Source organism: Nocardia sp. NPDC058499 (assembly GCF_042719915.1).
GTDB lineage: Bacteria > Actinomycetota > Actinomycetes > Mycobacteriales > Mycobacteriaceae > Nocardia.
Map to the genome: position 1 here is coordinate 15,110 of NZ_JBHXMZ010000021.1, position 23,633 is coordinate 38,742.

Consider the following 23,633-nt stretch of genomic DNA (forward strand, 5'->3'; position numbering starts at 1 on the left):
TCCAGCGAACGGGGGTGTATGGGCTCGCCTCCTGCTGCCTGCGCGTGACGTGCCATGGAATCGAACGCCGGCAGGCGAGGACCGGCCGGCGCGGACCGGCGAGCGGGACAAGCACTGGCAGTACTGGGCGAAATCTCGAAGGGAAATGCACACGATGGATGTTTCGCAGATCGAGTTCGGTATCGACAGCTTCGGTGACCGGCCTCGTAACGACCAGGGGGAGATCGTCTCGCACGCGCAGGCGATCCGCGCCGCAGTGAGCGAAGCGGTCCTGGCCGATCAGGTCGGTATCGACGTGATCGCGTTGGGGGAGCACCACCGGTCGGAGTACGCGATCTCCAGCCCGGAGACGGTGCTGGCCGGTATCGCGACCGCCACGCAGCGTATCCGGCTCGCCTCAGGGGTGACGGTGCTGTCTTCGGACGACCCGGTGCGGGTGTTCCAACGTTTCGCCACCCTCGACGCGCTCTCCGGTGGCCGCGCCGAGGTGATCCTCGGCCGGGGTTCGTTCACCGAGTCGTTCCCGCTGTTCGGCTACGGCCTGAAGGATTACGAGGTGCTGTTCGAGGAGAAGATCGAACTGTTCCACCGGCTCCTGGACGAGAAGCCGGTCACCTGGGAGGGCACCACCAGGCCCGCACTGCACGATGCGGACGTGTACCCAAAGACCGAATCGGGACGTCTCAACACCTGGGTAGGGGTGGGCGGGTCACCGGAGTCGGTGCTGCGCACCGTCCACTACGGGTTCCGGCTCATGCTCGCCATCATCGGCGGCGCCCCGGACCGTTTCGCCCCCTTCCTGGAGCTGTACCAGCGGGCGCACCTGAAGCTCGGCACAACCGCGCAGCCGGTCGGGATACATTCGCCCGGCTTCGTCGCCGCCACCGACGAAGAAGCCAAAGAGCTGTTCTACCCCGGGTACCGAGAAATCCGCGACCGCATCGGTGCGTTGCGTGGCTGGCCACCGCTGCGCCGGGAAGAATTCGATGCCGAGGTGGAACACGGGTCGCTGTATGTGGGGTCGGCCGAGACGGTCGCGAACAAGATCGCCAGAACGATCCGGGTGCTGGATGTGGGCCGGTTCGACATGATCTACTCCGCCGCCGGCACCGTTTCCGCCACCGCCCGGCTGCGTTCGGTCGAGCTGTACGGCGCCGAGGTCATCCCCCGGGTCCGTGAACTGCTGGCCGAACGGCCCACTGTCACGACGGGAGCGACACGATGATCGAGAAATCGACCGACGCTACCGGTGCTTCCGTTACGGTCCGGCTCGATGCCTCCGGCCCGGTCGGCGCCTACGCCGTGCACCTCACCGACGAATCGTCCGTCGGCAGAGCCGAATTCGTCGACCCCGGCACAGACGCTGAGCGGATCTTTTTTCACACCGAGGTCGACCAGCAGTTCGGCGGCCGAGGTCTGGCCGGGTTGCTGGTGCGCGCGGCGCTCGCCGACTGCATTCGCAACCACCGCACAGTCGTGCCGGTGTGCCCGCTGTTCGCTCGCCATCTGCGGAAGCACGGTGATGAATTCGTGGCGGACGGCGGTGCGTTCCGGCGGCCGATACCTACCGATATCGCACTGGTCACACGTGTTACCCGGAGCGGGGCATGAGATCAGATCCGCACGTATCGACGTGGTGATCCGGTGCGGCGGCAGCAAACCTCAGGAAGGTCCACCACGCCGACCTCGGCGTCGACGGCACAGCCCAGCAGCGGCACAGCGGCAGGAGAGGACGAATGCGGTCAATCATTCCCGACTACGTCACCGAGGCACTCGCAGAAGTAGCACCGGACATCTCCGGCGAGCCGGCAGGATACATTCCCGAACTCGCCGCGGCGGATCCCGAGCGCCTCGGCGCGGTCTTCGCCACCGTCGACGGCGAGGTCTACGGTGCCGGCGATATCGATACCGAGTTCACGATCCAATCGATCTCCAAACCGTTCACTTACGCGCTGGCACTGGCAGATCGCGGTTTCGACACGGTGCTGGCCAAGGTCGGTGTCGAGCCATCGGGCGAGGCGTTCAACGAGATCTCCCTCGAGGGCGATACCGGCCGCCCCCGCAATCCCATGATCAACGCCGGGGCGATCACCGCGCACTCGCTCGCCGGCTCGGCGGAACTGACTCCAGCAGAACGTGTGGAGCGGGTGGTCGGCGGCCTTTCGGCGTTCGCCGGCCGCCGACTGACGATGGACGAGGTGGTGTGCGCTTCGGAGTTGAAGTACGCGCACCGCAACCTCGCCATCGCGCATATGCTTCGCAGCCACAACATCCTCACCGAGGACCCGAGGACAATCGTCGACGGCTATACCCGTCAGTGCTCCGTGCTGGTCACCACGCGAGACCTGGCCGTCATGGCCGCGACGCTGGCCAACCGCGGGATCAATCCGCTCTCGGGTGAGCAAGTGATACCCGAACCGGTCGTGCGTCAGGTACTGAGCGTCATGTCCACCTGCGGAATGTATGACGCGGCCGGTGACTGGGCGACACAGGTCGGCATTCCGGCGAAGAGCGGGGTGGCCGGGGGCCTGATCGGTGCACTCCCCGGACAGATCGGTATCGCCACGTTCTCACCACGGCTGGACCGTCACGGAAACAGCGTGCGCGGCGTGTCATTGTTCGAACGATTCTCCGCCGATATGGGTCTGCACGTGATGGAGGTCCCGCCCGCCGCGCGTGCGGTCGTGCGATTCGACCATGTCGTCGGCCGCGCAAAGAACGCCATTCGGGTGATCCAACTGCAAGGTGGAATCGGCTTCGCCGCCGCCGAGCGAGTCGTTCGGGAAGTCATGGACACTGCGCCCACCGAAGCCAGGGTGGCGTTGGACCTCACGATGGTCTATTCGATCGACGACGTGGCCCGGCGCATGCTGCTGGAGGTCGCGCGCCGGCTCACGCTGGACGGCCACGAGGTCTACCTCGTCGACCCGGAATCGATCATCCCCGATCCCGATCCGGGCGATGGCGGCCGAGTCACCGTCGTAGGAAACGTTGAACAACTCGAGTTGTCAGTGTCGAGCTGACCCGTAGCGAAAGGGAAGACTGTGGGGTACATCACCGTAGGGAACGAGAACAGCACGCCGGTCGAGCTATATTACGAGGACCAGGGCGCGGGGCAGCCGGTCGTCCTCATCCACGGCTACCCGCTGAACGGGCACAGCTGGGAGCGGCAAACCCGCGAACTGCTCGCGTCCGGGTACCGGGTCATCACCTATGACCGTCGTGGGTTCGGGCAGTCCACCAAGGTGAACGCCGGCTACGACTACGACACCTTCGCCGCGGACCTGAACACGGTGCTGGAGACCTTGGACCTGCGCGATGTCGTGCTGGTCGGTTTCTCGATGGGCACCGGCGAACTGGCCCGCTACGTGGCCCGATACGGGCACGAGCGCGTGGCGAAACTCGCGTTCCTCGCCTCGCTCGAGCCATTCCTCGTCGCCCGTGACGACAACCCGGACGGGATGCCGCAGGAGACCTTCGACGGCATCGCCGCGGCGGCGAAGGGTGACCGGTACGCCTGGTTCACGCAGTTCTACCAGGACTTCTACAATCTGGATGAGAACCTCGGCTCGCGGATCAGCCAGGAGGCCGTCACCGCTAGTTGGAATGTGGCGATCGGCAGCGCGCCGGTCGCCGCGTACGCGGTGGTCCCGTGCTGGATCGAGGATTTCCGCGGTGATGTCGAGGCGGTGCGAGCCAGCGGCAAGCCCTCGCTGATCCTGCACGGCACCAAGGACAACATCCTTCCCATCGACGCCACCGGGCGCCGCTTCCACGCCGCGTTCCCCGAAGCCGAGTATGTGGAAGTCGACGGTGCCCCTCACGGTCTGCTCTGGACGCACGCCGATGAGGTCGATACCGCCCTGCACTCGTTCCTCGCAAAGTAGAACGCCGATGGGCGGAGGGTAGTCACATGGTTGTCCTCCGCCGTCGCTGCTCGTCGATGAACTGGATAGCACGCAATGACGAGACCTTCGGGCTCGGCGCGGCCCCGAAAGCGATCTGGGAGCGATACTTCGCGGCGACCGCCACACCCGAGCGATCGCTCGCGGCACGCTTCGCCTGGAACGCGGTGAAGGGCCCCCGTGGCATTCTCGAACCCCATCGCGTATCCGATGGCGGGGAGCCTCGTGGCAAGCAGCATCGCCGAGGGCGAAGCGGCCACAGAACCAGTGGTCGCCGCAGAATCGGCCGCCCGTATCGTCGATCGGACGGAACTGCGCGTCGCCGCGCACGACACGGATCCGACGCTGGTAGCGCCCCGATGAATGTACTGGAAAGCGGAACACGGGTATGTGCCCTCACCCGAGGAAATGGAGACCTGATGCGTCCGGCTCTGGACAAGGTCATGCCCGAAGCATGGCAGGCGGCGGGAGCGTTCTCGTCGGCGATTCGCGAAGCAGCGTTACAGCGCGGACTCTCAGCGCAGGAGTCCGAGTTCATCAAATTACGTGCCTCGCAGCTCAACGCGTGCGCGTTCTGCGTGGATCTGCATGCGCGCGAGGCGCGACGGGCCGGGATAGCGCAGCAGCAACTCGACCTGCTGCCCGCCTGGCGGGAAACCGCACTGTTCGATGAGCGGCAGCGGGCCGTACTCGCGGTGGCCGAAGCCGCCACCGCGCTCCCCACCACCGACGAGTCGGATGCCGATCTTGCCGGTGCCCGCTCGGTTCTCGGCGACGAGGTATTCGTCGCAGCCGAATGGGTGGCGGCCACGATCAACGCGTTCAACCGAATCTCGATACTCAGCCGTCATGTCGTGCGTCCCCGCGATACCGAAGGGAAGATCATCCGATGAGCAACTTCGAGGCGAGCCCCGATCTGGAAGTCCTCGATCACGGGCAGCCGTGCACGGCCGTAGAGGTCCTCGAACCGCGCCTCGTGCCCCTCGGCGGTGTACGGGAGATGACCGTGTACCGGACCCTCCCGCAGCGGCAGCGGTCGCTCGTGGGGGCGTGGTGCTTTCTGGACCACTACGGTCCCGATGACGTCTCGCGAACCGGTGGCATGCAGATGCCGCGACATCCACACACCGGGCTAGCGACGGTGTCCTGGCTGTTCACCGGACGAGTCGAGCACCTTGACTCCGGCGGCAACGCGGCCTCGGTCGTGCCGGGCGAGCTCAATCTGATGATCGCGGGCCGCGGCATCACCCATCAGGAAATCAGCAACCCCGAGACGAGCACCCTGCACGGCGTGCAACTCTGGTACGCGCTGCCGGACCAGACGCGGTTCAGCGAGAACACCTTCGCGCATTACACGCCGGAACCGGTGACACTGCCCGGAGTCACGGCACGCGTGTTCCTCGGCGCGCTTCTCGGTTCGGTCTCCCCAGTAGACACCCGCACACCGGGCCTGCTGGGCGCCGAACTGATCCTCGAGCCCGGCGCCTCGGCACGGCTACCCGTGCGGGCGGATTTCGAACACGCCATCCTCGCCGAGAGCGCCGAGGTCACGGTGAATTCGACCGTCGCCGGCCACCGCTCACTCGCCTACATACCTCCCGGATCCGAGACTCTGGTCATCACCGCGGGCGATACCGAAGCCCGCGTGATCCTGCTGGGCGGTGTCCCGTTGCGGGAGCAGATCGTGATGTGGTGGAACTTCATCGGCCGCGATCACGACGAGATCGTCGAATACCGGCGCCGCTACCAGGCCGAGCTCGGTTTCGAACCGGCCGACCCGCGGGACGTCGGCAAGCCTGCGCTGTTCGGCGAATTCCCGCCCGGCAATCCGTCGCCCCTACCGGCGCCACCGCTGCCGAACTCCAGACTGCTCCCGCGCGAGTAACGGACGACAAGAAACGGCCGCCGGGCCGACTCCAGGAATACGGTGACATCCCGCCAGCATCGCGGAACCACCGACTTCCCTTGACAGGCGATACCCCAACTGCGACACCAGCTTCCGCTGGTAGCAGGCCCTCGGCGATCTTGTCCCAGAACAGGCGCTCCACCGACCGCGGAAGCCCGGGAGCCCCCGGCGACCGCATCGGCGCTCGCCCGGTGACCTCCCGCATCCAATCCGACGGCCTTCCCACAACACCCTCCATGACCTCGGGTGTTGCGTCCACCGGTTGAACCTGAGCAATACACGTCGGTCAAGTTCACCGAATCACTTGCTGTTCAGGGTCTTTCGGCGTCGATCGGAACGGTTGGCGACGCCTACGACAACGCCTTGGCCGAGTCGATCATCGGCCTGTTCAAAACCGAGGTCGTCAACCGGCACGGCCCGTTCAAGACCGTGACCGAGGTCGAGTTCGCGCTCATGGAGTGGTGCGACTGGTACAACAACGCGCGCCTACATTCCCGGCTGGACTACCTGACCCCGGCCGAGTACGAAGCCGCGTACTACGCTCAAAACCTGCCACGCCGACCGGCGCTGGTCTGAAACCGAAGCCGGTCCCCAACCCGTGACGGTTCAGTATCCCACGTTCGCGGAGCTTGTTCAGGACCGTTGTCCCGTCGACGCCGAGGTGCTTGCCGACTCGGGCGAGGGACCAGCCCATGCCGTAGAGGTGGATTGCCTCGTCCACTTGCTCGGTTGTCAGGCCACGGCGGCGCATCGGCACTTGATGGTGATGCAGGATCCGGCTGACCGCTTTCCGCTCGATCCCGAACCGTTCTCCCAGCTCGTATACGGTTGCCCCGGCTTCGTAGCCCGCGATCAGGTTCTGAACCTGAATGTCGTTGAGATGACGTGTCGAACCGATCGGTTTGATATTTAGTTCGGGGCCGTCGGCCGTCGGATGTTTCGGACTAGTTAGCGTTAGGCCCACAAATTAAGAGTTGTCCGAACCAGGCCTCCGGGGCGCTGACCGACGGTTTGCCGCTGGTCAGCGCCCGAAGGTGTTTGTGTGGGCGTTGGCGGTGTGTCGGGGTCGGTGGCGGATTGGGGGATTCGGAATACGGGGCCGATGGTGTCGGGGCCGGTGATCTTGATGCGAGCGATGAGTGTGTCGATTTCAGACGCCCCGGGCCACCTTATGCCGGTCTCGCGTATGTCCTTCGTCAGAGATATTGTCAAATCCTGTGGATCGGCGAGTTTCAGCGACCTCCTTCCGGGTGGTTTCGGCTGGGTCCGCTGACGATGCCGGGGTGATCTCGCGGGGTCGTTCGAGGAGCTTGCCCTTGTGGAACACGGCCCCAGCACGGACAGGCGCGACCATGTCCGGCGCGTTCACCTTCCGCCAGCGGGCCTGGGCAGCTTCGATCAGCTTGTAGGCCATCGCGATGCCTGCCGCCCGCGACCCCGGCCCCTTCATGACCTTGATCCTCAATCTCACTGTCGCGAAGGTGGATTCGATCGAATTCGTCGTAAGCAGGTGGATCCAGTGTTCGGCCGGATACATGGATAACTCCAGCAGCACATCGGCGTCGTCGACGATCTTGGCGACAGCTTTCGGATACTTCGCCCCGTAATCGGTCGCGAACCGGCTGCCGGAGCGGGTATCCCGTTCCGAGGACACCTTCGACCTCGATTTCAATGGCCCCGGTGCAGCCTGTTCGAGATCCGACCAGCGGCCGGTCGCCACCTACGACACGGTCAGTGGGTGGCGCCCCCCTGCACCACTTGTGCGCCCGCGCGTCTGCCCGAGTAGACGCAGTCGGCCAGCGACAGGCCGCTGACATATGAGCTCGTGCAGAGACCGACAGCGGCGCGGCCCGCGGCATACAGACCGGGGATCGTCGTACCGGACTCGGTCCGCACGGCACCGGTGTCCTCGTCGACCCGCAGGCCGCCCAAAGTGAGCATCGGCATCGGGTAGCTGAGCCGAGACTTGAACGAAATGTCCAGCAGCGTGTAGGGACCCGAGCCCACCGGACGACGGAAGGCGTCGGGTTTACCCAGTGGATCGGGCACGTTGTTCTCGATCGCATCGTTGTGTGCGTCGACCGTCGCGCGCAGACCCGCCGGGTCGACCCCGGCGCGGGCGGCGACCTCGCCCACGCTGTGGCCTCGCACCCGCTCGAAACGCAGCAACCACTCGGCCTGCATCCGCTGGAACCACACCGACTGCTCGCCGATCTGGCGGCGTGCCTCGGCGAGCAGACTGTCGTCCACAAGCAGCCAGGCCCGGTGGCCAGGAGCCGCGGCGATGGTCTGGCCCAGCGCTGCGCCATAGCGGGATTCGTCGATCAGCCGCTGCCCGTCGACGTTCACCGCGATCGCACCGTAGAAGGCGCTCGACGGGGCGATGAACCGCCACGTCGACATCTCCTCCATCCCGCTGGTGGCCGCGCCGAGTGCCTGGGCCATGATGATGCCGCTGCCGTCGTCGGCGGCAGTACCCAGCGGCAGGCCCTCGGCCCACGGATAGTCCGGGGCATACCGGCGGACCATCTCACCGTTGGCGATGAAGCCACCGGTAGTCAGGATGACCCCTGACCGTGCCTGAATCCGCTGCGCAACGCCGTATCGTCGCTCGATGCGGTCCAGCAACGCCTGCACCGCCTTGCGCAGACCCGGATGATAGACACCGGGCTTCGCGGACAGCTTCGCCAGTGCGGCGAACCGGCGCCGCACCGCGAGGGGCGCGCCGCTGATCGTGGTCGCTTCCACACCGGTCACCCGGCCGTCTTCGGTGATCAGCCGGGTCACCCTGGTACCGGTCCGGACCCGGACGCCACGCGCGGCGGCCGCGTCGGCGAGCGGTGCGAACACCTTCTTGCCCGATACCCCGCGACCGTGCGCGCGGTGCCCACGCTGGCGCGGTATCGCGGCGCTCCGGAAGCCGCCGGAGTTCTCACTACCCGAGTAGTACAGGTAGTAGTCGTCGGTGGGATAGGAGGTCTTGAACGGGCACAGCGAAGCCTGGAAGGGGACACCGTGCCGAGTCAGCCAGTCGATCATCGCCGGCGACTCCTCGCAGAACCGCCGCAGCGTCGCCTCGCTCACCGTGTCACCGATCTCGGCCCGCAGGTACGCGAGCATATTCTCCACGTCGTCCTCGACACCGGCTGCGCGCTGCACCCAGGTACCCGCTCCCGCGTAGATAATGCCGCCCGACAACGCGGTCGCACCGCCACCGACATACCGGTCCAGCGCAAGCACCTCGGCCCCGGATTCCCGTGCAGCCAGCGCCGCCACGACGCCCGCTCCGCCGTATCCGACGACCACCACATCGGCCGAAGAGTCCCAGGTTCGCGCCACCGTGACCACCTTTCCGAATGACGATAGGCAATATCGAAAACTATAACGCGTTCTAGAAATGGGTGCGTGCACCGTATCGAACCACCCAGTCACACCACCAAACCGGCGAACACGGCTCGGGACGGACGAGCGACTGCAGGGTGCCGGGCCGAGTGGTGAACCACTGTGCGCCTCGCGCGGGCCGGCGTGATGCGGCATGGGCGGCGGTCGTTCGTCGTGTTGTTCGTCATGGACAGCACCGAGTCGCCACGATGCAAGTAGCACGACCTGCAGGTTCAGCCGCGCGTCGACAGCGATAAACGCCGAGTTCTGGGCCGGATGATCAGCGCAAAGCACTGTCGGGCCGGAGGCGAGGAGCACTGATGAACAAGTGATCGGTAGGTGCTGCGATTGCGCACCGGCGGAACTGCCGGTCAGTCGGCCGATGCAGCTGAGGTGTCGGACAACAGTGGAAAGTCGCTCAGGATCTGTTGCAAACGCATGACCTGCCTGGGGATGAACTCGGCGATCGTCAGTGCGACGACGTCGGCCGCGCCGCTGACGTCGGCGACTATTCGACGCACCTCGTTGCTGGTGAGACCGTCCGGCTCGGGCCCCAGACCGAGCACGATCTCGTTGCTGTCGACGGCGTCGACGTCGAAGTGGATAGCCACTCGCGAGCAGCCGGTATCCGCGATCCAGTCGAGCAGGGGCTGGGTGGACGTGCGCAGATCATCCGGGCCGAAGGAGTGGATTCCCCATTCGGCCACATTGGGGATGTCGTCGTCGGTCCACGAGTGCAGCCCGGCCAGGGCGAGGCGATTCGGTGGCACGGTCGCCGACAGGAGGTTGTGTATGTCCGGGTCGCCGTGGCCGGTGATGGTCGCGACGGCCATCGCGTGATAGCCGGGATACTCACTTCGGGGAGTGCCGATGTCGGGGTGGGAGTCGATCCAGACGACGGCGAGATCGGTGCCGTAACGGTGGGCGAGTTCGGAGAAGGCGGCCACACTCACCGAACACTCACCGCCGAGGGTCGTGATCCGCGCGGGATCATGGCGGCGGATGATCCGCAGGGCGCTCACGAGCTGTTCGAGGACGATCGCCTTGGCTTCGACGCCGTCCTGCATTTCCCGCCCGTCGTCGGACATGGTCACCGGCACGGTGGCGGTCGGGCCGTCGTGCGATGGCAGCACAGTTTCCAGGACGGCCGTGCCCACGGCGTATCCACGGCGTGCGATGTCGAGCGGGAACTCCGGGGCGAACGACTCGATGCTGGCGGTGCCCCCGCCCTGCCACTGTGGCCAGATGAGCCGCAGATGCTCTGCGGCGGTTGTGCGCGGTACGTCGCGGTCGGCCATGAGATCATCCTTCCAACAGCTGTGCGGGGAGGTTGCCCTCGCCTCGGTAGCGCAAACCATGTCCGAACCGGAAGGTGGGTTCGTCGGTGTCGAACGGCACGTCCGAACGGCCGGCCACCACCGCGTCCATCGACCGGGGCAGGTCGAATGGGAGCGATCCCTGCGGGCCACGTTCGCCGAACAGGACCCGCAACAGCGCGGTGTCCGACGCTCCGTAGTTACCGATCACGGCCACTGCGCTGTCTTCCAGGCCGCCGAGTACCGCGGGGCGCTCCAGGTAGATGTCGATCACGGTCGGCACGGTCGCGGCGATGGTGTCGAGTCGTTCCAGTTCGGTGGCGGGGAATTCGAGTGAGCCGGTGTGGAAGTATGCCTCGAAGCCGTTGGGGCGGGGCTCGTAGGGAGCTTTGACGCGCACGATCGCCACATCTGCTTCGGCTGGAGTCGCGGCAACCTCCGCGTAGTCGCGCAGCACCTGCGCATCCATGCCTTCGGTGTAGACGCGCAGGCCGCGACCGAGTGGCAGTATCTGGTCCCGATTTGTGAGCAGAGTCAGTGAATCGCTTTGCGCGTCCAACCCCGCCGCGACGAATTCCGCGTCGCCGACCACGGCGTGGGCGCGGTCCTCGTCGACGAAAGGATCCTCGAACAGGCCGAGGGTGAACTTCTCGCGCAGCAGGCGCCGCACGGAGGTGTCGAGTCGTTCGCGCGTGAGGGTGCCCGCCGCGAGCAGGTCCAGCAGAACGTCGGTGCACACTTCGCCGCCGAATTGATCGACACCGGCGTCGAGGATCATCAGCATCCGTTGCGCACGAGTGAGATGTTCGACGCCCCAGGCATGGGCGGGCATGGCATCCGACCCGGTGATCAGACCCCAGTCGGTGCATACGATGCCGTCGAACCCGAAGCGGTCGCGAAGCAATCCCTGGATGACCGAGCGATTGAAGCCGAAGCCTACCTCCTCGTACTCGGTACCCACCGGCATGCCGTAGTACGGCATCATCTGCGCGACACCCGCCTCGATCGCGGCGGCGAACGGCTTCAGGTGGTACTCGAAGTTGCCTCCGGGATACACCTGCTCGCGGCCGTAGGCGAAATGCGGGTCCTCCCCGTCTTTCTGCGGTCCGCCGCCGGGGAAATGCTTGGCCATTGTCGACACCGACTTTGTTCCGAGCTTTTCGCCCTGGAAACCGCGAATGTATCCGGCGACCAGGCGTGCGGTCAGTTCGGCGTCCTCGCCGAAGGTCGCGTTGATCCGTGACCATCTCGGTTCGGTCGTCAAGTCGATCTGTGGGTGCAGAGCCACCCGCAGACCGACCGCGAGGTACTCGCGCCTGGCGATATCGGCGAAGCGCTGGACCCGTTCGGCCGAACCGATGGCGGCCAGCCCCAGCGATTCCGGCCATTGCGAGAAAGGTCCGGCCAGCATGGAGGCGCCGGGATTGTCGGTGAACGAATGCCGTGGGTCGGTGGAGAAGGTGATCGGGATGCCCAGCGGCAGGCGGCGCGCGAGGCGCTGCGCCTCGTTGTGCCAGGCCGCGAACTCGCGTCCGCTGGGAGCGGAGCCGAGCAGGTTGAAATGGTTCATCCGATTGTCGTGGATCAGGCTCGCCACCGAGGGCAGGCCGAACATCGCATTCGGTTCGTCGAGGTCGGCCACGGCCACCATCGTGTGAAACAGCAGGCCGGCTTTGTCGGCGTCGTCCATGCGAGACAGCAGGTCCTCGACCCGGTTGCCGACGGGAAGTGACGAGTCCTGAAAAGGGAACTGAGCGGTTTGGTCGGTCATGATCACTGCGCTTTCTCGGTAGTCGGGTTCGGCGTCGGTGTGCGCTGCCACGGGACCTCGTCCGAGGCGAACCAGTTCCAGCCACGGGCATCCCATATCGCGGACTGCGCGGCGAGACGTTCGGCGTAGGGCGCCCACTCGGTGGGACCGGCCGTTGCCCACGCCTTCTCGGCGAGACCGCTGAGCCGTGGCAGGAGCATGAACTCGAGTTCGTCGCGGTTGGTGATGGTTTCGCACCAGATCGCGGCCTCGACGCCGGCGACCGAGCTCTCCTCGGAGATACCGGGGGTGTCGGTGATCGGATCCCATTCGACTCCGTCGCGCAGCGATAGCGCTGGGTAGACCCGAAGTCCCACGCGTGCGCGCATGTCTTCCTGTTCGCCGGCGAGGGAGGCGTGGGCGTGCGGGCGGTCGAAATACAGGCGGCTGGTCGGCGAGATCAGCAGCGTGGCGCCCATGGCGAGCGCCCGGGGCACGTCGTGCTCGGCATGGGCGAGCGCTTCGGTGATCAGCGGCATGTACTCGGGCGGAACCATCGACTTCAAGGTGTCGTTGTTTGCCATGGAGTCGATATCGCGGGTGTCCATCCAGTACTGCACGGTCTCGTCGCTGCTCAGCGCGGCACGGGCGATTTCTTGCCAGCCCAGTACCCGGCGTCCGCGGGCGCGCACGAGTTCGGTGACGCGTTCGACGAAGGCCGCGTGTGCCTCGTCGGCCATCCCGAATGCCTCGTCACCGCCGATGTGAAGGTAGGCGCTCTGTGGGAATTGCGGGATGACCGCGTCGAGAACGTCCTCGACGAAGCGCCATGTCTCGGGGCGTTCGTGGTCGAGTGTGCCGATGGCCAGGCCACCGCTGTGCTCGCTCGTGACCGGGTGCGCCGGTGCCAGTTCCGGGTACGACCGGAAGATCGCGCCGGTGTGGCCGGGCATATCGATTTCGGGCACGATTGTGACGAACCGGGCGGCCGCGTATGCCACGAGTTCCGACAGTTCGGCACGCGTGTAAAAGCCGCCTGGGCGATCGTCGACGGCGCCGGCGGCGCCGATCCCGGTGAGCTCGGGCCGCGACGGGACCTCCACCCGCCAGCCTTGGTCGTCGGTGAGGTGCAGGTGCAGGACATTCACTTTGTGCAACGAGCACATATCGATCACCCGGCGCACGGTGTCGGGCCCGTGAAAGGTACGAACGACATCGACAGAGAGTCCGCGCCAGGCGAATCGGGGTCCGTCGAGGATCGTGAGCGCAGGCAGACTCGCCAGACCGTCACGTGCGTGCGTGGCGATGAGCTGGCGCAGCGAGGTGAGACCGCGGTGCACCCCCTCCGTGGTCGTCGCCCAGATGCGTACCCCGTGCGGGGTGATGGTGATCCCGTAACGTTCGTCGACGAGATCACCGGCCGACAGGCGGTCGGCGCGGGCTCCGGTGGCCGGTGCCACGGAGTCGAGAGTCGTGTCGCCGAACTCGACGACGATCGCCGGTGCGGGCGATGGTGGTGTCGCCTCGAGTTCGATACCGGTGTCGGCGCGCGCGTCCTCGATGAACTGTCGTGCGACAGCCACTATCTCGGTCGGCTCGGCGACGACCGGCGTACCGGTGCGGACCTGGAAAGTTCCCTCTTGCGGTGCGTGGTGAGCGGGTGCGGGGATGAGCGGTAGTGACATGGCGGGCCTTCCTATCGAACGGATTTGATGGGCAGGACGCAGACGGCGCCGACGATCGCGAGCACGATGGCGACGGGGAAGAGTGCGGAGTAGCCGAGAGCGATCACGATCGCGCCGGCTACGAAGGGACCGACGGTCTGAGGCAGCGTGGCCGCGATGTTCAACACGCCCAGATCTTTCGCGAATGTCCCTTCGGAGGGCAGGACCTCGCTCATGAGCGCGGCGTCGACGGCCATATAGGTGCCGAACCCGATACTGCAGATCGCGGTGTGAACGAGCATTCCGGTCAGTGTCGGCATCAGCAGTGGGACCGTCATCGACGCTGCCATGATGAGCGCCGCGCAGGCCACGACCGGTTTGCGGCGCCCCATGCGGTCCGACAGTGGTCCCGAAACGCCGATCGCGACGATCATCACGATCAGGTTGACCGCACCGAGCAGGGGGATCGCATCGACCGCGTCCTCGCCCAGGCCGATGTAGTCCTGGAGGAGGTAGAGCTGGTATCCCGAGACCACGTAGTACCCGATGAACAGCGTGATCCTGCTGGCGAACCCCCAGAAGAAGTCGGGGTGGCGTACGGGGTTCACCCAGAACGTTTTCATGAACACGACGAGAGAAAACGGTTCGTTGACGCGCTCGCGCGAGGAGGTATCCGGGCACACAATGGTGAACAGCACGATGACCACCAGCATGATGCCGGGCAGGATCAAGTAGGCGGCCTGCAAATGTTCGGACAACTTCGCACCGGCCACCTGCCCGCCGAGGATGCCCACCATCATTCCGATGCCCGAGCACGTCGAGAACAGGCCCCGAACGGCCGAGGGCACCCGGTCGGGTAGCAGGGCTGTCAGCGGGCTGATCACGGAATTCAGTGCGATCTGGGTGATGGTCCACGCGACGACGAGTTGGATGATTCCGTTGGCGAAGCCCATGCCGAGCAGTGCGAGGCCGGTGGTCAGCGCCCCACCGAGCAGCCAGGGCGTGCGGCGGCCGAATCGGGTGCGGGTGCGGTCGGACAGCAGGCCGACCACGGGGCCGGTGATCATGGCGGCCGCGGCGCCGACCCCGGTGATCAGCGCCAGGTTGGCAGCCTTGTCGGCCTCATCGATCGCTTGCACCTGCAGAGGAAGCAGCACCCCGGGGATGGCGCCGACCACGATGTAGATCGCGAGGTTCACCGGAACGATGAACCCGAACAGCCGCTTCAGCTGGGGTGATAGCGGTACCCGGGCGCTGGGGGTCGGCCCCGTCGCCAACACGGTTTCGGGTTGTTGATTCGCCAACGAACGACCTCTCGCCTATATATTACAGTCGTAAGATAAGCACACTCTACGAGTACCGCGACGAAAGTGCGAGAAAGGGGACCGGCGCCGTGGCCCGACGACTCAGTCCCGAAGCGCGGCGCGCCGAGATCATCGCGACCACGCAGGAGGCGATCGCCAGTGACGGCTACCGAGCGCTGAGCCTGCGTGAGGTAGCCCGGCGATGCGGGATGTCCGCGCCCGGTCTGATGCACTACTTCCCCGATATGGGCTCGCTGCTCGCGGCGGTGCTCGACCGCCGCGACGAAACCGATCTCGCCGTGATCTTCGACGACGCCGGCAACTTGCCGCTACTCGAGCTGTTCAGTACGGCCCGGGGCTACTACGCCGCCCGGGCCGGCGAAGCGGAGAGCTTCGATGCGCTCGAAGCCGAGGCGCTGGACCCGGGCCACCCCGCACACGATTACTTCGTGCGGCGCAATGAGCGCACCCTCGAACGGATGCGCCCGCGGATCGAACGTGAGTTCGTGAACGCGGACCATGTGCTGCGCCTGATGGGATTACTACTCGACGGCATTCGGCTGCGCCACCTGAGGTCGGTCACGGCCGGCGAAGCCGATACGAATATGACCGAAAGCGGTGACGAGTGGCTCGCCGTTCGGTATCTGCTGGAGACCTTGCCCCGGCGGAGCGAGCCGGATCCGCCGGGCGGCTGATGGGTGCCGGAAATTCTGCGCTCAGTGGTGTCGTCGTGCAATGAATCGTGATCCCACACGCGGTATCGACCGTAGCAATGAGGAGTGATCTGTGAGGCCTACTGTGGTGCTCGGTATCGATATCGGCGGTTCCACCACGCGGATGCTGGTCGCGGCCGGTGGACGGGTCATCGATTCGGTCCGCCTGCCTTCGGCCGGGCTCAATGCGGTGGGGGTAGACGGTGCCCGCGAGGTGTTCGAGGATTTGGCGGCGCGGGTGGAATCGGAATGCGTCGCGGCGGTGTGTGCGGGGTCTGCCGGCGTGGATGACGAAGCGTCGCGCACCCAGTTGCACGCAGTGGTCCAACGCTGCTTTCCCAGCGTCCCGGTGCGAGTGCTCCACGATGCCGATTTGGTGCTCGCGGCGGCCGGCGAGGAGTCCGGGATCGTGCTCATATCCGGCACCGGTTCGGTGGCCTGGGCTCGCGACGCCCAGGGGTGCGTTTTCCGGGCAGGTGGTTGGGGGCCACTACTCGGCGACGAGGGCAGCGGATACGTGATCGCCCTGGACGCGGTCCGGGCCGTGCTCGACGAGACCGATCGAGCCGTCCCACAGACGGCCTTGGCGGCGGTTGTCCTGGAGCATACGGGGGTCCGTGATCCGCGATCCTTGTCACGGCTTGTCCATCTGGAGCCGGACAGGGCGTACTGGGCGAGACTCGCCGAGCCGGTGCTGGCCCTTGCCGATTCCGGGGACACCGGCGCGCGAGCGATCGTGGACACGGCGGTGCGAGGGTTGGTGCGAATTGCCCAACGCACGTCGGAGACGTCGGGAATGCGCGGGCCCGTGCTGCTCGCGGGTGGCGTGCTGGGTCACGCCCGGGCGCTGGCGGACGCGGTTACCGCAGAGCTCACAGCAGCCGGACTGGAGCCGGTGCGGGTGGTCGAACAATCCCCGGCCCACGGAGCGATGCGTTTGGCGGAGCGGATGCTGCGCGAAGGCGGGCCGTCGGCGCCCGAAGGAGCAGTAGGAGAGCCGAAACAACAACACGAGAATTCGAAGGCGGAACTATGACGAAAAGCAGCACACCGGCATACAGCGCACCGGCGACAGCGATGGCCACCGAGATCGCCGAACAACCGCAGCGGCTGGCGCAACTACTGCGGCAGGCCGAGGACGGCACCTTCGCCCGTGCGGCCGCCGCGGTCGACGGGCAACGCAGGCCTTTCGCGGTAATAGCCGCGCGCGGTACCAGTGACCACGCGGCCATCTACCTCAAACACCTGCTCGAGGTGAAGTTGGGCATCGTGGTAGCGCTGGCCTCGCCCTCGGTTTTCACGGTGTATCAGCGCACGCTCCGCGTGGAAGGGGCACTGTGGATCGCGATCAGCCAGTCGGGTGGATCGCCCGATCTGGTGGAGGCCACCCGCAGCGCACGCCACGCGGGGGCATTCACCCTCGCGATAACGAACGCGGCCGACTCGGATCTGGCCGGGGCTGTGCACCTGGCACTCGACATCGAGGCAGGCCCGGAACGGGCGGTGCCCGCAACTAAGTCCTACACCAGCGAACTGCTGGCGTGCTGGCTGCTGGTGGAGGCCATGGCGGGCCGTGACGGCGAGGCGGCCGCGGCGCTGCCCGAACGTGCCGAGACGGTGGTGACCGCGCCGGTGCCGGGCGATCTGGTCGCTCGACTGAGTGACGCGAATCGCTTACTGCTCGTCGGCCGGGGGTATTCGTTCCCGACCGCGCTCGAGGGCGCGCTCAAGTTCGTCGAGACCGCCCACCTCGCCGCCCAGGGATTCTCCGGTGCCGACCTGCTGCATGGACCCATCGGTGCGGTGAATGCCGGCGATCCGGTGCTCGCGATAGTGCCCGAAGGCCCCGCGGGCACCTCGCTGCTGCCGGTGCTCGACAAGCTCCGCGCCGCGGACGCCCACCTCACAGTGGTCGCATCGGGCAGGCCGGCGGGCTTCGACGGCCCGCTCGTGCAAGCCGGGGAAGGACTACCGGAGGACCTCGCGGCAATCACACAGATCATCCCGCTACAGCGACTGGCGTGTGAGCTTGCGCTGGCACGCGGGCTGAACCCCGACGCCCCACGTGGCCTCAACAAGATCACCAAGACACGGTGAGCACCGCGGACACCTCCCGCCGCGACCCGAAGGCCGGCGCAGCGGAGAGGGAACAGATCCTGTCCTGCGCCCGGATCATCACGCCGCACCTACTGCTGGAGCCGGGCTGGGTCGCGTGGCGTGGGGATGCGATCACTCGGATCGGCCAGGGCGCTCCCCCGGCGGACCCCGATGTCGACGCGCGCGGGGCTACGGTCGTCCCGGGGTTCATCGACACTCATGTGCACGGGGGCGGTGGCGGGGCCTTCGAGGAGGGACCCGACAGCGCCCGCACGGCCGTGGCGTACCACCGCCGGCACGGGACCACAACTCTGGTCGCGAGCCTGGTGTCGGATCAGCTGGACGCGCTGGAATCCCAACTGCGTGACCTCGGCGAGCTGGTACGTAGCGGCGAGCTCGGGGGAATCCACCTGGAAGGCCCATGGCTCTCGCCCGAACACCGGGGGGCGCATGCGGCGCAAGCCCTGACACCGCCGCTGCCCGGCGATGTGGACCTGCTACTCGATGCCGGGTCCGGTGTCTTGACCACGGTGACTCTAGCGCCCGAACTGCCCGGCGGACTCGACGCCGTGCGCAGGATCGCGAACGCGGGTGTGCGTGTGGCGCTGGGGCACACCGCCGCGACCTACGAACAGACGGTGGCAGCGGTGGCCGCCGGGGCGAGCATCGGAACTCACGTGTTCAACGCGATGCGGCCCATCCACCACCGCGAGCCGGGCCCAGCGGTAGCACTGATGGAACGGGCAGAAGTGTTCGCAGAAGTCGTCGCCGACGGGCACCACGTCCACGCCGCGATGGTGCGACAACTCGCTGACAACCCCGCGCGACTGGTACTGGTCAGCGACGCGATCTCCGCTGCAGGGCAACCCGACGGCACTTACGCGCTGGGCGGGCTCGATGTCGAACTGCGGGGCGGGCGACCGCTTGTCGCAGGCTCATGCACCATCGCGGGAAGCACCCTCACCCTCAGCGAAGCGGTACGGTACTGCGTCGGACCCGTGGGGCTGGACCTACGGCAGGCGATCACCGCCGCCACCGCGACCCCCGCCGCGTTGCTCGGCCGTCACGACATCGGCGTCCTGGCGGCAGAGCACAAAGCAGACCTGGTGGTCTTGGACGCGGACCTGAAAGTGCGCGGCGTACTCACGGCCGGCCGATGGGAACCCGAGGCCGAGATGGCTCCGGAAGACAGGGTATCGACATCCGAAGCCGGGCCGGTGAGAGCACGGGAAGTCACGACGAAAGAAAAATGAAGCCGAGGCCGGTCAGTCGCGGATCGCTGTGGCCTCGACGCCGTTATGGGCAGCCTCTCCGGGCTGATCCGGGGGCGAGTATCAGTCATGACCGTCAGGGCGTCTCATCGACGCCTCGAATAGGAGATCCAGCACCGACCCGGAGGGCTGCGGCGAGTGACCGGGTCTGGGAATAACCTCAGCGCTTGCAGGTTTCGGTGGTGACTCGGTCGGAGAGTGCTGCTGCGGCGAACTCTTGGGCGTCGCCGAGAGAAGCGGGGACGCTGGCACGGTGGTCTGCGTCGTCGTAGACCCGGTAGTCGAGTCTGGTCTCCTTGTCGCAGAGGGCTTTCACAAGGGTGTCGGTGCTCGGCTCGGCCACGGCTGTGTCCGCGCTTCCCTGCGCGATCATCGTGGGAACCTGTGGCGAGAGTCGGATGGGGTCTTGAGCGTCGAGGTAGGTATTCAGCGTGGCGAGGTCCGCGTCGGGTGCGAACACCTGCCCCGGCGGTATCGGCGGTATCGCTCGGATCTGAGCCAGACATCCGGTGCGGGCCGCGGTGACCAAGGGCTGGGCCCGGGCGGTGAAGACCTGGGAGGGTTCGATACTCGGGTCGACGGCTTGCGCGCCGAGCACGATCACCGGCAGAAACGCCTCCGCGGCCGCCGCGCCGGGCTGGTCGGTGCGCACGAATTCGACCATCTGCTTCAGTCCGGTACCGCCCGGAGCGATGGCGATCGCGCCTCGGAGGTTGAGTTCCGGGGCTCGCTGTGGTGCGTTCTGCGCCGTGAACAGGGCCGCGTGTCCGCCTTGGCTGTGTCCGGCCACCACCCAGTTCTTGCCGATCGAAGGGTCGAGAGCGCGAGCGGCTCGCACGATGTCGGTGACGGTGTTGGCCGCGCTGGTGCCGTTGATATAGGGATGCCCGCCGGGAGTGCCGAGGCCTTCGTAGTCGGTTTGCACCACCGCGTATCCGGCGGAGATCCACGATGCCAGGGTCTGGGTGATCGGGCCGAGATAGTCGTGTTCGAGTCCGTCACGGGTATCGACCGACGGCGCGCAGGTGTCGGCGTAGCCGGTTGTCCCATGTGCCCAGCTCACGACGGGCCACCCCTCAGGCGGGGGTTCGGTGGCCGGTATCGCCACGCTGCCCGAGACCACGATGGGTTCCCCTTGCGCGTTCTGGGAACGGTAGGTGATCACACGGGTGCTTGCTGCGCCGGGGACCGTTGCCGTCGAATCCGATGCCAATGGCAGCGATGTGAGTAGCTCACCGGCGTGGGGTGACGAGGTAGTGGCCGGATCATCGGAGTCCGAGGATTCCGAGCATCCGCCCACGAACACCGCGGCAACCATGAGGACGGCCGCCGACCGATATGCCCTGGGTAGGCGACGAGCGATCACAGCACCTCCTGGAAGCGGGTCCGAGGTCGTAGGCATCGTATGCCCGGCCCCGCGTCGCGTCGAACAATGTGCCCACCCGCGGCGGTTTCTTCATAGGAACGGGCCGCTGCGTCGGGCTACCCGTCGCGCACCCGAACCTTGCGCGCGTGCCTTCGGAAGACGGTGCGGGTGTGGCGGCTCGCGCAGGTCACCGGACTTGGCCACGAGCGTGAGCGGTTGCTCGTCGATCCAGGCTGCTTTTCGGCAGTTCGGGCGGGGTTGGCGCGTGCCGGTACCTCAGGTGTCCAGCAGGACGCGGCGGCTTGTGGCGATGGGACTCTGGGCAGTGAGACCGCCGTCGAGTACCAGGGTCTGGCCGCTCATGTACCGGGACTCGTCGGAGGCCAGATAGACCATCGCCCACCCGATGTCCTCCGGATCGCCGATCATGTCGAGCGCGTTGTGATGGCGAATATCCGCGATGACCTCGGCGGGGAGGTTATCGCGCAATGCCGGGGTCATGATCGCTCCCGGCGCGACCCCGTTGCATCGTATTCCTTGGCGGCCGTACTGGGTCGCGATGTACTGGGTCAGCCGTATGACGGCAGCTTTGGACGCACCGTAGGCACACTGCAGCGTGTCGCCGACCAGGCCGCCCACCGACACCGTGTTGATGATCGATCCGCCGCCGGCAGAGATCATGTGCGGGAGCGCGAACTGGGAGGCGGCGACCGTGCTGCGGGCATTGAGGGCCATCACCCGATCCCATTCCTCGAGGTCGAGCCGCAGCAGGTCCAGATCCTTGCGCGGATTGCTGCCACCGACGTGGTTGCACAACACATCGATCCCGCCGAATTCCTCGACCGCGCGGTCGATCATCGCGGCGATCGAAGTTTCGCTCATGACGTCGGCCGCGGCACCGACTGCATGCCCCGGTGCGTCACCACGGTTGATCTCCGCGGCCACCTCCGCGGCAGTATCCTCGTCGAGATCTGCGATGAGGACTCGCGCCCCCTCCGAGACCATGAGCTCTGCCGCCGCGCGGCCGATACCGCTGGCCGCACCGGTGATGACCACGTTCTTGTCCGCGAGACGATTCATGATCGGTTCCCTTCGGTGCTGATGGACGACCTGCGGAGACGCCGTGAGCGCGATCAGTGCCACTGGGCTGCCGACGATCCAGCTGGGCTGATCAGTGCACGGCCTATGCCGATAGACCCGAATATACGATGGAACGCGCGGCAGTGTGCTGCCACGACCGGACCGAACCGGCGCCCTACGATAGCGTCCACATTTCAAGATGCCACATCCTCGGAAGGTGAGGCCGGTCAGTCGGTCAGGTTAAGCAAGACCGCCGAGGGGGCCACGAAGTCGATAGCGACTGCGCCCGATTCGGTGGATAGTTGCCGTGCGGGTCCGGGGGTGAAACTACCATCAGCGCCAACTCGGGAGTCGGCGAAGCGAACATCGGAGGTCGCATACGGTGAGGGTGCGGTGAGCCACTGCGCGGTGGCAGTTGTGGTGGTCGAGCCCTCGACGCGGACATCGACGGCCGGCTGCGGGCCAGGGCCGGCGTTCTCGACAACGACCTTGATATGACCGTCGGGCATGCGCAGAGCGTGGGCGGAGATGTTCGCGTTCGGGTCCGACACCTCGGTGGGCAGGAAAGTTCCGCCACGCAGTTGCGAGACCAGCAAACCCGCGTAGTAGGCCGGTTGTGCATGCAACGTTGCCGACCCGTCGGGGAAACACACCCACGTGTAGCTGCCGCAATCATGCGGCTGTTGGTGCATGTTCACGCCGGCGATGCCGGAACTGGCCGCGGTGAGCAGGTAGTCCACGGTCCACAGTGCCGCCCCAAAAGTGTTGGACACCCCCGCCTGACCGCCACCGGCGACGCTGTTGGTTTCCGAAAGGTGCGGTTCGACGCCCGCAGCGGCGGCCTCGTTGACCAGGTCCTCGATGTAGGCGCGATCGGCGTCAGCTATAGCGCGGCTGGTGAGTTGATCGACTATCGCCGCGGTATTCCCGCCGGGGGTTTTCACCAGTGGGTAGTAGTGCTGGTTGAGGAAGTCGCTTTGGCCGGCGAAGGCGTTCAGGTAGGCCGCGCGCCAGGTGCGGGCGTAGGGTTCATAGGCCTGTCCGAGGGGCAGGGCGCCCGCGGTCATCGCCGAATCGGGCCCGGCGAAGCGTATTCCCTCGGCAGCCGCATCGATGGCGGTCCGGTAGGCATGAACCTGCTGCAAGTAAGTCTGGTGGTCGTAGGGTTCGAGCTGCGAGAGAGCGAAGAAATCGGGTTGGTTGCCGATCTGTACAGATCGGAGCATGGGTCCGAATTCCTGTTGCGCGGCGCGAACCTCGTCGGCTGCGGCGGCGGGATCATTGGCACCCAGATTCACTCCCAGATCGACCGACCATCCGGTGGCGTGAGCCAAGTCACCGGCTCGGGCCAAATCCGCGGCGGTGATCACAGGGGCGGTGGTGCCCTCGGGCGCGTCCGGATGCCAGGCGGTGTTGTCGACGGCGTTGGCGGAGTACCGGGTGGTGCCCGGGCCGAGGTTGCGCATCAACGCCGCGAGGCTACCGGTGTCGTCGTCGATCCACGACTGGTGGAGCTGGTCTGCTTCCCAGGACAATCCGAGGAAGTGCTCGGGAAGTACCCGGCCACCGGTCGCGTCCGCGTCGACGGTAATGGTAATGGCCGCGGGGGCGGCGGTCGTGGACCCTGCCAGCGGCAGGGAGGCCGCCGCGACTGTCGCCGTGGTCACTCCGATCACCGCGGCCCGCAGCGGATCCCGCGAACGTGATCGACCGAAGAAGGGAAAGGTTCGTCGGCTTCCGAACACAGAAACTCCTGTTCACATAGCAAAGAATGTTCTTTCGACAGAGAGTCACACCTCGGTCGCTGACCGATTGGGTTTGACCCACGTCAATGCGGTGCCTACCCCGACACCGTTTGTGATGTCACAGTTCGATCTGGA

At 66.3% G+C, this 23,633-nt stretch carries 22 protein-coding genes and 1 pseudogene; 13 read left to right on the forward strand and 10 right to left on the reverse strand.

Annotated elements, in window-relative coordinates; genetic code table 11:
- The first annotated feature begins 154 nt into the window (after positions 1-154).
- The 4 genes from ACFWPH_RS33400 to ACFWPH_RS33415 all read left to right on the forward strand — a co-directional run bounded on the left by ACFWPH_RS33400 (position 155) and on the right by ACFWPH_RS33415 (position 3,887).
- Positions 155-1,225 carry an LLM class flavin-dependent oxidoreductase gene (locus ACFWPH_RS33400; RefSeq protein ID WP_378756285.1) on the forward strand — a complete coding sequence of 357 codons (1,071 nt, stop codon included), beginning with the start codon at positions 155-157 and terminating at the stop codon, positions 1,223-1,225.
- Positions 1,222-1,611 carry a GNAT family N-acetyltransferase gene (locus ACFWPH_RS33405; protein WP_378756286.1) on the forward strand — a complete coding sequence of 130 codons (390 nt, stop codon included), beginning with the start codon at positions 1,222-1,224 and terminating at the stop codon, positions 1,609-1,611. The genes ACFWPH_RS33400 and ACFWPH_RS33405 overlap by 4 nt, the downstream gene beginning before the upstream one ends.
- A 125-nt stretch (positions 1,612-1,736) precedes the next feature.
- On the forward strand, positions 1,737-3,023 hold the full coding sequence (locus ACFWPH_RS33410) for a glutaminase (RefSeq protein WP_378756287.1): 1,287 nt from the start codon (positions 1,737-1,739) through the stop codon (positions 3,021-3,023).
- A gap of 21 nt (positions 3,024-3,044) precedes the next feature.
- Positions 3,045-3,887 (forward strand): alpha/beta fold hydrolase, encoded by an 843-nt coding sequence (locus ACFWPH_RS33415; RefSeq protein WP_378756288.1) that lies wholly within the window; start codon positions 3,045-3,047, stop codon positions 3,885-3,887.
- A 22-nt stretch (positions 3,888-3,909) separates the two neighbouring features.
- On the opposite strand, the gene ACFWPH_RS33420 is transcribed toward ACFWPH_RS33415, so the two are convergent.
- Entirely contained in the window at positions 3,910-4,092 is a 183-nt protein-coding gene (locus ACFWPH_RS33420) for a hypothetical protein (protein ID WP_378756289.1), read from the reverse strand.
- Between the two features lie 38 nt (positions 4,093-4,130).
- Here ACFWPH_RS33420 and ACFWPH_RS33425 point away from each other — a divergent pair, with 38 nt between their 5' ends.
- From ACFWPH_RS33425 to ACFWPH_RS33445, 5 genes are all read left to right on the forward strand, one after another.
- Positions 4,131-4,268, forward strand: coding sequence for a hypothetical protein (locus ACFWPH_RS33425; RefSeq protein ID WP_378756290.1), 138 nt, complete (start codon positions 4,131-4,133; stop codon positions 4,266-4,268).
- 56 nt (positions 4,269-4,324) lie between these two features.
- Positions 4,325-4,798, forward strand: a complete 474-nt coding sequence (locus ACFWPH_RS33430; RefSeq protein WP_378756292.1) for a carboxymuconolactone decarboxylase family protein — start codon at positions 4,325-4,327, stop codon at positions 4,796-4,798.
- On the forward strand, positions 4,795-5,790 hold the full coding sequence (locus ACFWPH_RS33435) for a pirin family protein (protein ID WP_378756293.1): 996 nt from the start codon (positions 4,795-4,797) through the stop codon (positions 5,788-5,790). The genes ACFWPH_RS33430 and ACFWPH_RS33435 overlap by 4 nt, the downstream gene beginning before the upstream one ends.
- Positions 5,791-6,057: 267 nt before the next feature.
- Positions 6,058-6,387: an integrase core domain-containing protein gene (locus tag ACFWPH_RS33440; RefSeq protein ID WP_378756294.1), complete on the forward strand. Its 330-nt coding sequence runs from the start codon at positions 6,058-6,060 to the stop codon at positions 6,385-6,387.
- A gap of 22 nt (positions 6,388-6,409) precedes the next feature.
- Entirely contained in the window at positions 6,410-6,724 is a 315-nt protein-coding gene (locus tag ACFWPH_RS33445; protein ID WP_378756295.1) for a hypothetical protein, read from the forward strand.
- Between the two features lie 339 nt (positions 6,725-7,063).
- On the opposite strand, the pseudogene ACFWPH_RS33450 reads toward ACFWPH_RS33445, so the two are convergent.
- The 6 genes and pseudogenes from ACFWPH_RS33450 to ACFWPH_RS33475 form a co-directional block, all read right to left on the reverse strand.
- Positions 7,064-7,504 (reverse strand): annotated as a pseudogene (locus ACFWPH_RS33450) (transposase); the annotation flags it as partial.
- A 38-nt stretch (positions 7,505-7,542) separates the two neighbouring features.
- Positions 7,543-9,150 (reverse strand): FAD-binding protein, encoded by a 1,608-nt coding sequence (locus ACFWPH_RS33455; protein ID WP_378756296.1) that lies wholly within the window; start codon positions 9,148-9,150, stop codon positions 7,543-7,545.
- Between the two features lie 413 nt (positions 9,151-9,563).
- Entirely contained in the window at positions 9,564-10,490 is a 927-nt protein-coding gene (locus tag ACFWPH_RS33460; protein ID WP_378756297.1) for an arginase family protein, read from the reverse strand.
- A 4-nt stretch (positions 10,491-10,494) separates the two neighbouring features.
- Positions 10,495-12,330 (reverse strand): glycoside hydrolase family 3 protein, encoded by a 1,836-nt coding sequence (locus ACFWPH_RS33465; RefSeq protein WP_378756299.1) that lies wholly within the window; start codon positions 12,328-12,330, stop codon positions 10,495-10,497.
- A complete protein-coding gene (locus tag ACFWPH_RS33470) occupies positions 12,282-13,943 on the reverse strand; it encodes a beta-N-acetylhexosaminidase (protein WP_378756301.1) in 1,662 nt (553 codons plus the stop codon). The genes ACFWPH_RS33465 and ACFWPH_RS33470 overlap by 49 nt, the downstream gene beginning before the upstream one ends.
- Positions 13,944-13,954: 11 nt before the next feature.
- Complete coding sequence (locus tag ACFWPH_RS33475; protein WP_378756303.1) at positions 13,955-15,226, reverse strand: MFS transporter; 1,272 nt, start codon at positions 15,224-15,226, stop codon at positions 13,955-13,957.
- An 89-nt stretch (positions 15,227-15,315) separates the two neighbouring features.
- On the opposite strand from ACFWPH_RS33475, the gene ACFWPH_RS33480 reads away from it, so the two are divergent.
- The 4 genes from ACFWPH_RS33480 (at position 15,316) to nagA (ending at position 19,289) form a co-directional block, all read left to right on the forward strand.
- Positions 15,316-15,921: a TetR/AcrR family transcriptional regulator gene (locus ACFWPH_RS33480; RefSeq protein ID WP_378756304.1), complete on the forward strand. Its 606-nt coding sequence runs from the start codon at positions 15,316-15,318 to the stop codon at positions 15,919-15,921.
- Positions 15,922-16,012: 91 nt separating this feature from the next.
- Positions 16,013-16,975 carry an N-acetylglucosamine kinase gene (locus tag ACFWPH_RS33485; RefSeq protein ID WP_378756305.1) on the forward strand — a complete coding sequence of 321 codons (963 nt, stop codon included), beginning with the start codon at positions 16,013-16,015 and terminating at the stop codon, positions 16,973-16,975.
- Positions 16,972-18,036, forward strand: coding sequence for an SIS domain-containing protein (locus tag ACFWPH_RS33490; RefSeq protein WP_378756306.1), 1,065 nt, complete (start codon positions 16,972-16,974; stop codon positions 18,034-18,036). Before ACFWPH_RS33485 ends, ACFWPH_RS33490 begins: the two co-directional genes overlap by 4 nt.
- Positions 18,033-19,289, forward strand: coding sequence for an N-acetylglucosamine-6-phosphate deacetylase (gene nagA / locus ACFWPH_RS33495; RefSeq protein ID WP_378756307.1), 1,257 nt, complete (start codon positions 18,033-18,035; stop codon positions 19,287-19,289). The genes ACFWPH_RS33490 and nagA overlap by 4 nt, the downstream gene beginning before the upstream one ends.
- Before the next feature lie 178 nt (positions 19,290-19,467).
- Here the strand turns inward: nagA and ACFWPH_RS33500 are convergent, their stop codons facing one another.
- The 3 genes from ACFWPH_RS33500 to ACFWPH_RS33510 all read right to left on the reverse strand — a co-directional run bounded on the left by ACFWPH_RS33500 (position 19,468) and on the right by ACFWPH_RS33510 (position 23,420).
- The gene (locus ACFWPH_RS33500; protein WP_378756322.1) at positions 19,468-20,625 is read right to left on the reverse strand and encodes an alpha/beta hydrolase family protein; all 1,158 of its coding nucleotides are present in this window, start codon (positions 20,623-20,625) and stop codon (positions 19,468-19,470) included.
- 324 nt (positions 20,626-20,949) lie between these two features.
- Positions 20,950-21,753 (reverse strand): SDR family NAD(P)-dependent oxidoreductase, encoded by an 804-nt coding sequence (locus tag ACFWPH_RS33505; RefSeq protein WP_378756308.1) that lies wholly within the window; start codon positions 21,751-21,753, stop codon positions 20,950-20,952.
- 227 nt (positions 21,754-21,980) lie between these two features.
- The gene (locus tag ACFWPH_RS33510; RefSeq protein WP_378756309.1) at positions 21,981-23,420 is read right to left on the reverse strand and encodes a hypothetical protein; all 1,440 of its coding nucleotides are present in this window, start codon (positions 23,418-23,420) and stop codon (positions 21,981-21,983) included.
- Positions 23,421-23,633 lie beyond the last annotated feature (213 nt).